Source organism: Achromobacter sp. FW305-C-30-7 (assembly GCF_058783105.1).
The window spans coordinates 182,639-196,251 of the sequence record NZ_JBYSYI010000011.1 but is presented as its reverse complement, the minus strand read 5'-3'; the positions used below and the strand labels follow the sequence as shown (position 1 = coordinate 196,251).

5 protein-coding genes are annotated in these 13,613 nt (G+C 61.3%); all 5 read left to right on the top strand.

Annotated elements, in window-relative coordinates:
• Window positions 1-3,101: cadherin-like domain-containing protein (locus AC3WOB_RS27815; protein ID WP_492276838.1), on the top strand; the 3,101-nt coding region annotated here is incomplete at its 5' end.
• Window positions 3,102-3,263: 162 nt separating this feature from the next.
• Complete coding sequence (locus AC3WOB_RS27810; RefSeq protein ID WP_492276837.1) at window positions 3,264-7,460, top strand: retention module-containing protein; 4,197 nt, start codon at window positions 3,264-3,266, stop codon at window positions 7,458-7,460.
• Between the two features lie 160 nt (window positions 7,461-7,620).
• On the top strand, window positions 7,621-10,824 hold the full coding sequence (locus AC3WOB_RS27805) for a retention module-containing protein (RefSeq protein WP_492276836.1): 3,204 nt from the start codon (window positions 7,621-7,623) through the stop codon (window positions 10,822-10,824).
• 104 nt (window positions 10,825-10,928) lie between these two features.
• Window positions 10,929-11,612 (top strand): transglutaminase-like cysteine peptidase, encoded by a 684-nt coding sequence (locus AC3WOB_RS27800; protein ID WP_492276835.1) that lies wholly within the window; start codon window positions 10,929-10,931, stop codon window positions 11,610-11,612.
• 17 nt (window positions 11,613-11,629) lie between these two features.
• Window positions 11,630-13,588, top strand: a complete 1,959-nt coding sequence (locus AC3WOB_RS27795; RefSeq protein ID WP_492276834.1) for a bifunctional diguanylate cyclase/phosphodiesterase — start codon at window positions 11,630-11,632, stop codon at window positions 13,586-13,588.
• Window positions 13,589-13,613 lie beyond the last annotated feature (25 nt).

The window sequence follows — 13,613 nt, the reverse complement described above, 5'->3', positions numbered from 1 at the left end:
GTGGCGCCGACGACCACACCGCGGGCGACGACTCCGTCAAGGACAACTTCACCGTCACCGTCACCGACGTGGCCGGCGTGTCCACCAGCAACGACCTGGTCATCCAGATCATCGACACCGCGCCCGTGGCCAAGGACGACACGGCTGGCATCACCGAAGACACGATCGCTCCGATCAACGGCAATGTCCTGACCAACGATGCGCTCGGCGCTGACTCCGTCACAACCGTCATCAACACCGCCGACGCCAAGTACGGCACGCTCGTGGACAATGGCGACGGCACTTGGTCCTATCAGCTCAACAACAGCCTGCCTGCGGTTCAAGGCTTGAAGGCCGGCCAGTTGCTGACCGAAACCATCCACTACACCGTTACGGACGCAGATGGCGATTCCAGCGACGCAGTGCTGACCATCACGATCACCGGCACCAACGACCTGCCGGTGATCCAGGCTCACACCATCCAGGGCCTGGAAGACCAGTCGGTATCCGGTAACGTGCTTGTCGGCGCGACCGATAAGGACGGCGACACGCTGACCGTCGCTGAATTCACGATCAACGGCACGAAGTACACGGCAGGCTCCACGGCCAACATCATTGGCATCGGCGCGATCTTCATCAAAGCCGACGGCAGCTATGTCTTTACGCCAAACGCCAACTGGAACGGCTTGGTCCCGGAGATCACGTACACCGTGTCGGACGGCACGGCCCAGACTTCTTCAACGCTGAACATCAATGTCCTGCCCGTCAACGACGCTCCGGTGTCGCAGGATGGCTTCGGTCACGTGACCGAAGGCAAGAACTACGTGTTCGGCACGAAGGACTTCGCGTTCTCCGATCCGGTGGAGGGCCATTCGATGAAGTCGGTGATCATCGACTCCCTGCCTTCCGGCGGCAAGCTGTACCTCAACGGCCAGGAAGTGACGCAGGGCCAGGAGATCAGCGCGGCGGATTTGGTGGGTGGCAAGCTGGTGTACACGCCGAACGCATCGAACGTCGGCGAAAACGCCGGCGCGTCCTTCCAGTTCCAGGTCAAGGACACCGGCGGCACTACCAACGGCGGCCAGGACACGTCCAGCGAGCAGACATTCACGCTGCACGTGGACCAGTTCACGACCGGCAACAATGGAGACGAAACTGTGAAGGGCGGCTCCGGCGACGATGTGCTGTTGGGCGACCAGGGCGGCATGCTGAAGAACGTGACGCCGGGCGCTAGCTACAACATCGCTTTGGTGCTGGATCTTTCTGGTTCGATGGACTACTACTGGGGTAGTGGTTCCAACCAGGAAACGCGCCTTGAAACCGCGAAGAAGGCCCTGAAGTCTCTGCTGGAAAACCAGCTGGCGACCCATGACGGCACCATCAACGTATCGCTGATCACGTTTGCGGACAGCAGTTCCAAGCTGCAAAAGGCGATCTCGGGTCTGACGCCGGACAATGTCGACGACATGGTCAACATCCTCTTGGGCCTGAAGGCGGGGGGAGGTACTCCATACGGTGCGGCTTTCAATGAAACCAAGAGCTGGTTCGATGGCCAGCCCACGGAGGACGCTAACGGTAACGCATACAAGAACCTGACGTTCTTCTTGACGGACGGTGAGCCTAGCAGCGAGTATTGGTACAACCGGGACACAGAGTTCTCCAAGCTGGCCGGCGTCAGCGACGTACATGGCATCGGCATTGGCGACGGAGTGTCCGTGTCGACGTTGGACAAGTACGACAACACGGGTTCGACCTTCTCGAGCGGCGGGACCGTGCTGTACAACTTCAATAACAACAATGGCGCGAACGATGCCACTATGTGGCTGAAGACCGGTACGGGTACTGTGACGAACAACAGCAACAAGATGCGCATCACGGATACCAGCGTGGACGGTCAAGCCGTCACCGCCACCATGCAGGAAGCGCACAAGATGGTGCTGGCAGCGGGAACGAGCGCATCGTTCTCGTTCAAGGCCACGTTGGCGAACCAGAGCGCAGGCGACACATTCGAATGGCGGTTGATGCAAAAGATAGACGGGCAATGGAAGGTAGTCGAAAAGGGCACCCAGGCTGACACGACGACCCAAATCTACGGCCCCGGCGAATACCGTTTTGCGTTCTCGGTAAACGACAACAGTTCTGGAACGGGCAACAACGGACAGTTCCGCGTCGATATCGACGATATTCGGACATACACGACCGGGCGCACGGGTGCGTCCCAGGTCGTACAAGACCCGTCGGAACTGGAATCCGCCTTGGTCAGCGGCAGCTCGAGCAACGTGCTGGCGCCTGTAGGCAACGACAAGATCTTCGGTGGCGACGGCAACGACGTCCTGTTCGGGGATGCAATCAACACGGATCAACTGCCGTGGGGTGTCAACGGCAATCCCGTCAAGCCCGCTGATTATCTGGATGGGTCCGGCCTGGATGGTCTCAAGCAGTTCCTGCTCCTGAAGAACGGCGTGCAGCCCACCGACGCCGATCTGCACAAGTTCATCTCGGATAACCACGGGATGTTCGACGTGCAGGGTGATATGCGCGGCGGCAATGACGAATTGCACGGCGGCAACGGCAACGACATCATCTACGGCCAGGGCGGTAACGACACCCTGTACGGCGATGATGGCAATGACACGCTGTACGGTGGCACCGGCAACGATACGTTGTATGGTGGCACTGGCAACGACACGTTGTACGGTGGTGACGGCAACGACGTCCTGGTCGGCGGCAAGGGCAATGACACCCTGGTTGGCGGCGCAGGCAGCGACACGTTCAAGTGGGAACTCAATGATCAGGGCACGGTAGGCGCTCCGGCCGTGGATACGATCAAGGACTTCTCGGATGCCACGATCGCCAATGGCGGCGACATCCTGGACCTGAAGGACCTGCTCGTGGGCGAGAAGGACGGCAACCTGTCGCAGTACTTGAACTTCAAGCAGGATCCGGCCAACTCCAACAACACCCTCGTCGAGATCAACACTCAGGGCAAGCTTGGCACCCAGGGCGCGGATCAGAAGATCGTGCTGGAGAACGTCGACCTGACGCACAATGGTCAGATGGACAACCAGGCCATCATCACCGACCTGCTGCAGAAGGGTAAGCTGAACGTCGACCACAACTAAGCAGCAAGCCCCGGGAAGGGCCGCAACGGCCTTCCCGGCTTGGCAGATTTCTCCCAAGCAGCAACGTTGCTGCTTGGCACTGTCAGTGTTGCCAGTATCGAGCTCTGGCAACGCCATCTAGTATCAGGCCATCTTGGATAACACCCTGGAAAGGGAACCAACATGGCCGATACATCTCCCGCAATCGTCAACGAAATCTCCGGTCGCGCGTGGTTGCGCCATGGCGATGGATCTTTGACCGGACTGCATCTAGGCAGCAAAGTCCCCGCCGGCAGCGACGTCGTCACCGCCTCGGGCGCCACGGTTTCCCTTCAGCTTGAAAACGGCATGCCGATCGTCATCGGCGAAGACCGCATCGTCGCGTTGACCAACGAGATGACCGCCACATTGGACGACCCGTCCGAAGCCGCATTGGCGCCGCCCTCGGGCACCGACTCCGATCGTCTGTTGGCTGTCCTGCTCGACAGCCGCGACCTGTTCGATGAACTCGATCCCACCGCCGCCGCCTTGGCCGGCGGCGGTGGCGACGGCGGCAGCAGCTTCGTACGCCTAGCTCGCCTTCTTGAAACCACCGGCCCGCTCGATCTGACCTATTCGAATCCCAGCCGCAGTGATGTTGTCTTGCCCCGCATGTCCGGCGCTGGCACCATCAGCAACGACGATGACGAACCGCCCACGCCAGTCAGCGTCAACACCGCGCCCGGCGCGCGGGATGACGCGGGTCTAGGCGATCAGAACAGCCAGGTACGCGGCAACCTGCTCGCCAACGACGCGGACCCAGACGGCGATCCGCTCGCGATAACGTCGGTCGGCGGCCGGTCCATGACCTCGGACGGCGTTGTGGTGGCGGGAAGCAATGGCGGCACATTCACCGTCCTGGCTGACGGCAGCTACGTCTACGAGCCTGGTGATGAATATGAACATCTGGCCGCGGGTGAAGCCGCTACCAGCACCGTGTCATACACCATCGCCGATCCCAGCGGCGCCACCTCCACGGCAACCGTCGTCGTGACGATCGCCGGCACCAACGACGGTCCGGTATCCACCGCCATTTCCAGCCTCTCCAGCGTGGATGCGCAGACGGACATAAGCTATGACGTCTCTGGCCACTTCTCGGATCCAGACGCCAGCGACCAGCTTACATACACCGCGGCCGGCCTGCCGCCGGGGTTAAGCATCGACCCAATCACGGGGATCATCAGTGGCGATATCAGCCATTCTGCTTCGCAGGGCGGTATCCAAGGGCGCTACACCGCAACGGTCACGGCAACCGACGCGTCCGGCGCCACGACTTCCCAGGAACTCCACTGGAACGTCGCCAATGCGACGCCTGCCGCAGCCGGCGATGCCGGCGCCACGGATGAGGACACCACCCTCACCGTCGGCACCCGGCATGGCGTGCTGGCCAACGACAGCGATCCGGACGGCGGCACCCTGACTGTCTCGCAAGTCAACGGCAGCGCAGCCGGTGTGGGCGCGGCAATCGCCGGGACTCACGGCGGCATGTTCACGCTGAATGCCGACGGCTCCTACACCTTCAACCCTGGCTCTGCTTTCCAACATCTCGGCGTCGGCGAAAAAGCCTACAGCTCGATCACCTACTCCGTCTCCGATGGCGAGGGAGGAACGACCTCCGCCACTCTCACAGTCGAAGTCATCGGAACCAACGACGCGCCCATCCCCCAGGCTCAGATCAACCCAATATGGGAGGACCACGCCGCGTCTGGCAACGTGCTCACGGGCGCGGTCGACGTCGACGTCGACAATGACACGCTGACGATCACAACATTCACCGTCAATGGCGCAAAGTATGCCGCTGGCAATACCGCATACCTCGCTGGCATGGGTTCGGTTTTCGTCAACGCAGATGGCAGCTATACCTTTACGCCAGATTCGAACTGGAACGGAGATGTCCCGCAGGTCACCTACACCGCGACGGACGGAACAACGACGATCTCATCCACCTTGGATATCCATGTGCTGCCCGTCAACGACGCACCTGTCGCGCTAGACGGTTCCGGCAACGTCGCGGCTGGCAATAGCTACGTGTTTGGCATGAATGACTTTCCGTTCTCCGACCCAGGGGAAGGCCATTCGATGTTATCCGTGATCATCGACTCCCTGCCCACCGGCGGCACGCTGTCCCTGGACGGGAAGCCGGTGGTACAGGGACAGGAGATCAGCGCAGAGGATCTGGCCGGCGGGAAGCTGGTGTTCGAGCCCGACACATCCAATACCGGCGCAAGCGCCGGCGCATCCCTCGAGTTCCGTGTCAAGGACAACGGCGGCAGCACCAATGGAGGAGAAGACAGATCTGATCAACAAACATTCAAAGTACACGTCGACCAATTTTTGGATAGCTACAACGGCAACGAAACGGTATCTGGCGGCTCAGGTAACGACGTGCTGCTGGGCGATCAAGGCGGTATGGCGAAGAACGTGATTGCAGGTACCAGCTACAACATCGCACTATTGCTGGACCTGTCGTACTCAATGGGCTGGGCGAATAGTTCCAACCCGGATGGGGATACGGCGCTCGATGCCGCAAAGAAGGCGCTCAAGCACTTGCTGGAAAGTCAGTTGGCGACGCATGAGGGAACCATCAACGTGTCGCTGATCACGTTCAATGACGAGGATATCAGGGTACAGAAGTCGATCTCGGGCCTGACACCAGACAATGTCGACGAAATAGTGAGCAGTCTTCTGCATCTGGAGACCGGGCCAAACACGCCATATGGCGCCGCCCTGCATGAAACCAAAAAATGGTTTGATGGCCAGCCCACGGTGGATGACCACGGCAATCCGTACAAGAATCTCACCTACTTCCTGACGGATGGCGAGCCAACCCCCGAGAAGAACTATGATGCCGACGCCGAGTTCAACAAGCTTGCTGAAATCAGCGACGTGCATGCTATTGGCGTCGGCTCGCGGATTTTTCAAGGCAGACTCGACAATTTCGACAACACCGGCGGTTGGTTCACGAATAGCTCCGGGCATATCAAGCAGATCAACTTCGACGGCGACTGGGTCGAGGGCGCCGACGACCCCACCAGATGGCAGCGTGAAGGCGATGGCACTGTCGAGCGTCCGACCTACACTTCCAGAGGCAGCTGGGGCCACTTCACATCAGGCAAGATGGCCCTCACGGATACGACAGCGGACGGTCAATCGTTCACCGTAACCATGAATGTGGCCGACAAAATTACGATAACCAATCCGACCGGCGCCTCGTTCAGATTTGACTTGTGGCTTTACAACAAGGGTCCGGTAGATACGTTCAAATGGATCCTGCTGAAATGGAGTGGTTCTGAATGGGTAGCGGTTGAATCGGGCACCGAGGCAGCCACTCAGACCGACAGCTACTATGGGCCGGGCGATTACCTCTTCCAATTTGTGCTCAATGACAATAGCCCAACCGACGATCAACTCCACGCACAAATCGGAGGCATTTATACATCCACGGAGAACCGCAGAGGCGGCTCACAGATTGTGCGGGATCCTTCAGAGCTCACGGCAACGCTAACCGGCAACCAGTCGAGCAATGAAGCCGCCTCGGTCGGTGACGACAAGATCCATGCCGGTGACGGTTCGGACATCCTGTTTGGCGATTCGATCAATACGGATCGTTTGCCCTGGGGTCTCGATGGCACCCCCGCCCAGCCCGCGGACCTCCCCGCCGGGTCCGGCCTGGACGCGCTCAAACAGTTTCTGCTACTAAAGAACGGCATCCAACCCACCGACGCCGATCTGCACAAGTTCATCTCGGACAACCACGCGCTTTTCGACGTGCAGGGCGATACGCGCGGAGGTAACGACGAGCTGCATGGCGGCGCGGGCAACGACATTCTCTATGGCCAGGGTGGAAGCGACCTACTCCACGGCGACGAGGGCAACGACGTCCTGTCTGGCGGTACCGGCAACGACACACTCTTTGGCGACGCCGGCGACGATGTTCTGCTCGGAGGCAAGAGCAATGACATCCTGTACGGTGGTTCGGGCAGCGACACGTTCAAGTGGCTACTCAACGACCAAGGTGCCGCAGGCACCTCGGCGGTGGATACGATCAAGGATTTCTCGGTCCTGAAGCCCGCGGATGGTGGCGACATTCTGGATCTGCAGGGATTGCTGGTCGGCGAGAATGACGGCTCACTGGCCCAGTATCTGAATTTCCACAAGGAAGGCAACGATACGGTCATCGACGTGAATACCCGAGGCAAGCTGAGCGCACAGGGCTCGGACCAGAGGATCGTGCTGGAGAACGTCGACCTGACCCACGATACCTACGGCCAGCTCATGAACAACCAGGCCATCATCAACGACCTGCTGCAAAAGGGAAAGCTGATCGTTGACCACGGCTAAGCAGTGGGTCCACGGAAGAATCGCAGCAACCTCCGCGTGGTGCACTTTCCCCCAAGCCTCAGTGCAAATTACTTGACACTATTAGTATTGCCAGTTTCGAGCAGTGGCCGCGCCATCTAGTATCAAACCATCTTGGACAACGCTCTATAACGAGACCAATATGGCCAACAATTCTGCCGCAATCGTCAACGAAATCTCGGGTCGCGCGTGGCTACGCCATGGCGACGGCTCTCTTACCGAACTGCATCAAGGCAGCAAGGTCCCCGCCGGTAGTGACGTCGTCACGGCTTCGGGCGCCACGGTTTCCCTTCAGCTTGAACACGGTTTGCCGGTTGTCATCGGCGAAGGCCGCATGGTCGCGCTGACCAACGAAATGACAACCACGTTGGACGACCCGTCTGAAGCCGCGATGGCCACGCCCTCGGGTACCGACTCCGACCGTCTGTTGGCGGCCCTGCGCGAAGGCCGCGACCTGTTCGACGAACTCGATCCCACCGCTGCCGTCATGACTGGTGGCGGTGGCGACGGCGGCAGCAGCTTCGTACGGCTGGCCCGCCTTCTTGAAACCACCAGCCCGCTGGACTTGGCCTATTCCAATCCCGGCCATCGTGCCGATGGCATGCCACGCGTTTCCAGTAGTACCGGTTCCGTCGTCGACGAGGACGAGGCGCCTCCACTGATCAACGTCAACCGCGGGCCCAGCGCAAGGGACGATGCTGGCCAAGGCGATCAAAACAGTCTGGTGCGCGGCAACCTGCTCTCCAACGACTCGGATCCCGACGACGATCCTCTGGTGATCACGTTGGTGGGCGGCCGTCCCATGACCTCGGGCGGAGTCGCGGTTGAGGGCAGCAATGGCGGCACGTTCACCGTACTGCCTGATGGCAGCTACGTCTTCACGCCCGGCAGCGAATACGACCACCTGGCGGTGGGCGAAGCCGTGACCAGCACCGTGTCCTACACCATCACGGATCCCCGCGGCGCCACCTCTACGGCGACCGTCGCCGTGCTCATCACCGGCACCAACGACGGCCCGGCATCCACCGCCATTTCCGACACCTCCAGTGTGGATGCGCACACGAACGTGAGCTACGACGTCTCCGGCCACTTCTCGGATCCAGACGCCAGTGACAAGCTCACCTACACTGCAACGGGCTTGCCGCCCGGCCTGAGCATAGACCCGCGCACTGGCATCATTACTGGCAACATCGATCCTTCGGCCTCGCAAGGCGGAAGGGCCGGCGTCTATGACATCACCGTTACCGCCACCGATCCCTCAGGCGCAACCACCTCGCAAAAGTTCGACTGGGCCATCGCCAACCCCGCACCCATCGCTGCCGACGACTCGGACGCTGCCAGCGAGGACTCGTCCCTCAACGTCAGTGCTCGAAACGGCGTGCTGGCAAACGACCTTGATCCAGACGGCGACACCCTTACCGTATCGCACGTCAACGGCAACACGGCAAACGTAGGCGTCGCCATCGCGGGTTCCCACGGCGGCACGTTCACGCTGAACGCCGACGGCTCCTACAGCTTCAACCCAGGCTCCGCCTTCCAGCACCTCGGCGCCGGCGAACAGACTCACAGTTCGATCACATACATCGTCTCGGACGGCCAGGGAGGTACAAGCACGGCCATCTTGACGGTCGAAATCACCGGCACCAACGACGTACCGGTCCTGCAGGCTCAAGCCAATCATGTATCTGAGGACAACGCGGCGTCCGGCAACGTGCTCGCGGGAGCGGTCGACGTCGACGATGATGCGCTGACTGTCACTATGTTCACGGTCAACGGTGCGACGTACTCCGCCGGCAGCACCGCGTACATGGCGGGCATGGGTTCGATCCTCATCAACGCCGACGGTAGCTATGTGTTCACGCCGGACGCGAACTGGAATGGAGCCGTCCCGTCCATCACGTATACCGTGACAGACGGGACGGCTATGACCTCCTCCACGTTGAGCATCAGCGTTCTACCCATCAACGATGCTCCAGTCTCTCAAGACGGCTCCGGCAACGTCGTGGCTGGCGGAGGTCGCTATGTATTCGGGTTGAATGACTTTCCGTTCTCCGACCCAGGGGAAGGCCATTCCATGAAGTCCCTTTTCATCGATTCCCTCCCCTCGGTCGGAACGCTGCTCCTGAACGGCAAAGTGATCAAGTCGGGGCAAGAGATCAGTGCGGAGGACCTGGCCGGCGGTAAGCTGGTGTTCCTGCCCGGCGCTGGAAACGCCAGCGACAACAGCGGCTCGTCATCCTTCGATTTTCGCGTCAGAGATAACGGTGGTACCGCCGACGGCGGCCAGGACATTTCCCGCCAGCATCTGTTCAAGATGAATGTGGGCCTGTTCATCGCCGGCGACGACGACAACGGCGACCGGTCGAAAATCATGGACGATTGGAATGGCGGCAATGGCAATGACGTGATACTGGGCGACCACGGCGGCGTGTTGGGACTCCCCCCTCCTCCGCCGGATCCTACTGACCGGCCGGGTCGACACGCGGAGGCCGGCAGCAGGCCTGACCATGTGCTGGCTACACCCGACATCGACCGGCTCTATGGCGGCGACGGTTCGGACATTCTTTTCGGCGATGCAATCAATACGGACCAGTTGCCCTGGGGCATCGATGGCAACCCCGCCAGACCCGAGGGCTTGCTAGACGGGTCTGGTCTGTGGGCGCTCAAACAGTTTTTGCTGCTGAAGAACGGCGTGCAGCCTACGGATGCCGATCTGCACAAGTTCATCTCGGAAAACCACGACGCCCTGGAGGTACATGGCGATACACGCGGTCGCTTCGACGTACTGTACGGCGGCGATGGCGACGACATCCTCTACGGCCAAGGCGGCAACGATGCATTGTTCGGCGGCGGTGACCGCGACATCCTGTCGGGCGGCACGGGCAACGACCATCTGGAAGGCGACGCCGGCAACGATGTCCTGATCGGCGGCATGGGCAACGACCTCTTGTACGGCGACGGCAATGGCGTCCGGTACGACGACAACAGCGACACGTTCAAATGGGAATTCAACGACCAAGGCACCACGGACGCCCCAGCAGTGGACACGATCATGGACTTCTCGATTCAGAAGCAAGCCGATGGCGGCGATATCCTGGATCTGCAGGAACTGCTGGTCGGCGAAAATGACAGCACCCTGACCGACTATCTGAATTTCTACAAGGAAGGCAACGGCACGGTCATCAACGTGAACACCCAGGGCAAGCTAGGCACCCAGGGCGCGGACCAGAAGATCGTGCTGGAAAACGTGGACCTCACCCACGATGCCTACGGCCAGTCCATGAGCAATCAGGCCATCATCAACGACCTGCTGCAGAAAGGTAAGTTGACCGTCGACCATGCCTGAACAATAGCTCCCAGGAAGGTCCGCAACGGGCTTTCCTGCCCCGCATGACGCATTTTTTCCCAGGGCACGTCTAAGATGCCCGGAAAAATGTGAAAATCCGTTTCATGCCATCGTCCCGCCGTTTCCGCCGCACGCTGAATCTGTGCCGATTGGCTTTGCTATGCCTGGCTTGCGGCTGGGGCGGAAGTTCCGCCCTGGAAGTGAATGCCGACCGGCTGCAAAGCCTGTCGGCCAGCCGCTATGGCGCGAAGGGCTCCAAAGCGGTGTCAGAATGGTTGCAGCTGATGCGCAGCCCCGCTCCACCCCAGGAAAGAGGCGCGCTGACGCAGGCCAACGATTTCTGGAACCGCTCCCTGATGTCCGGCGAGGACATCACCATATGGAAGCAGGCCGATTATTGGGCCACGCCCTTAGAATCGCTGGGCAGAGGCGCTGGCGACTGTGAAGACTACGTCATCGGCAAGTACTTCACGCTGCTGGCGCTGGGCGTGCCGGCCAACAAGCTGCGCTTCATCTACGTCCGCGCACGGATCGGCGGCGCCGCAAGCAGCACCCAGATCGCCCACATGGTGCTGGGCTATTACGAAACTCCCAACGCCGTGCCGCTGGTGCTGGACAATCTGATCTCGACCATTTTGCCCGCCACTCAGCGTCGCGACCTGACGCCGGTATTCAGTTTCAATGCCGACGGCGTCTACGTGGATGGCAAACCCGCCGCGCCGGTTGACCGTCTCAGCCGCTGGCGTGATCTACTTCAACGCATGGAACGGGAAGGCGTGCGCCCCTGATGTCCGGAAATAAGACTATGTCCATACTTCGACAGCTATTGCTCAGCGTTACCCTTGCCATCGGCGTCATCCTGCTGGGCACGCTGGCGCTCAGCGTGAACTCCGCCAGGGAATACCTGTCAGGCCAACTGCAGGTGCAGAGCACCGATGCCGCGGTATCGCTGGCGTTGTCGCTCTCGCAGCCCGCGAACAATGATCCGGTCGTGCAAGAGCTGCTGGTATCGGCGCTGTACGACGGCGGACACTTCTCGCTGGTACGCCTGGCCGATCCGGAAGGCAAGGTCCTGATCGAACGGAAATCCACGGCCACCGCGGCGTCGGTTCCCGCCTGGTTCCAGGCGCTGGCTCCACTGACGGCGCAATCGGCCAGCCATGCCGTCAGCGACGGCTGGCGTCAGATTGGCGAAGTCACGCTGATCGCGAACGACGCCTATGCCTGGGAAGCCCTGTGGCGCAGCAGCCTCAAGATGATCGCCTTGGTGGTGGGTGCCGGCATCCTGTGGGCCGTGTTTGCCTTCATGCTGGTAGGCTGGATCAAGAATCGCCTGCTGCGCGAAATCAGCGACCACGTGCGCAGCATCGGCCAGGAATCGCCGACCGAGCAGGTAGAGGCGCGCGTGCCTGAACTGTCCGGGGTGGTGCAGGCCCTGAATCAAACCCGCGAACGCATCCATGCCAGCGTCGAAGAGCAGAACGCCAAGATCGAATCGCTGGAGCTGGAACTGAACCAGGATCCGGTCACCGGGTTGCCTAACCGCAAGTACTTCGTCAACGAGTTCCGCCGTGCGCTGGAAACCCATGCCATCGCGACGGGACGCAGCATCGACGGCGGCCACGTGCTGGTGTTCCGCCAGCGCGACCTGGCGGACCTGAACCGCCATATGCCGCGTGAGTTCATCGACCAGTGGTTGCGCGCGGCCTGCGAGCGCATCCGCGGCACCCTCAAGAGCATGCATGTGGCCTCGCCCCTGCTGGCCCGCCTGAATGGCTCGGATTTCGCCTTGCTGCTGCCCGGCTGCGCGGCTCCCCAGGCCATGATGGTGGCAGAGCAGGTACGCGCCGACCTGCACGCTTCGCGTATCCCCGTGGGTGAAGGGCATTTGTGCCGCTGGGCGCAGGCCATGACCGACTATGGCCACGGCAGCCAGGCCGGCCCGGTGCTCGCGCGCCTGGACTTCGGCTTGATGCGGGCGGAAAGCGCTGGCAACGACCAGGTCGTGATCGCGGGCGCGACCGACATGCAATCGCCTTCGGAATCGGGTGAACGCGCCTGGAAGGACGCAATCCAATCCGCGCTGGAAGAGCACCGTTTCGAGTTGGCCACGGAAAACCTCCAAGCCACCGATGGCAGCATCGTCCGCACCGAGGCGATGCTGATGATGCGCACTGCCGCCGATCAGGTGCCGATTCCCGCCACGCTGTTCATTCCGCCGGCGGTGCGCCTGGACCTGGTGGCCGATTGCGACCTGGAGGCTGTCAGCCTGGGGCTGGATTGGCTGGCGGCCAACACCGGCGAGCTCGCCGTGCGGGTGGCACTGCCCTCCTTGCGAGGCCAGAAGTTCTTCCGCCAGTTGGCTCTGCTGCTGACCGAACACCGGCCGCTGGCGCCCCGCCTGTACCTGGAAATCGACGCGCACGGCCTGGTGGAATGCCACGAGCAGATCGCGACGCTGGCCCGGGTCGCCTCGGAGTTCGGCGCGCATATCGGTGTGCGCCGCCTGGCGCAGCAGTTCGGCGCGGTGGCGCAACTGCACACGCTGCCCTTGTCGTACGTGAAACTGGGTGGGGGCTTCGTCGGCGGCATGTCTCAAAGCCCCGGCAGCCAGCAGTTGACGGCTTCGGTGCTGGAAACCGCACGCAACCTGAAGATCGCGGTCTATGCCGAGGATGTGCCGGACGCCGAAACGCAGCGCATTCTGGCCAGGCTGGGCATAGGTATCATGCGCGGCCCCGGTGTCAAGACGGCCGCGGCCTAAGGCGGCCACAGCCAAGACCCCGGTC

Bases quoted from the DNA above. Each gene is read 5' to 3' on its own strand.
- AC3WOB_RS27810 (WP_492276837.1), top strand. From the start codon at position 3,264: ATGGCCGATACATCTCCCGCAATCGTCAACGAAATCTCCGGTCGCGCG.
- AC3WOB_RS27805 (WP_492276836.1), top strand. From the start codon at position 7,621: ATGGCCAACAATTCTGCCGCAATCGTCAACGAAATCTCGGGTCGCGCG.
- AC3WOB_RS27800 (WP_492276835.1), top strand. From the start codon at position 10,929: ATGCCATCGTCCCGCCGTTTCCGCCGCACGCTGAATCTGTGCCGATTG.
- AC3WOB_RS27795 (WP_492276834.1), top strand. From the start codon at position 11,630: ATGTCCATACTTCGACAGCTATTGCTCAGCGTTACCCTTGCCATCGGC.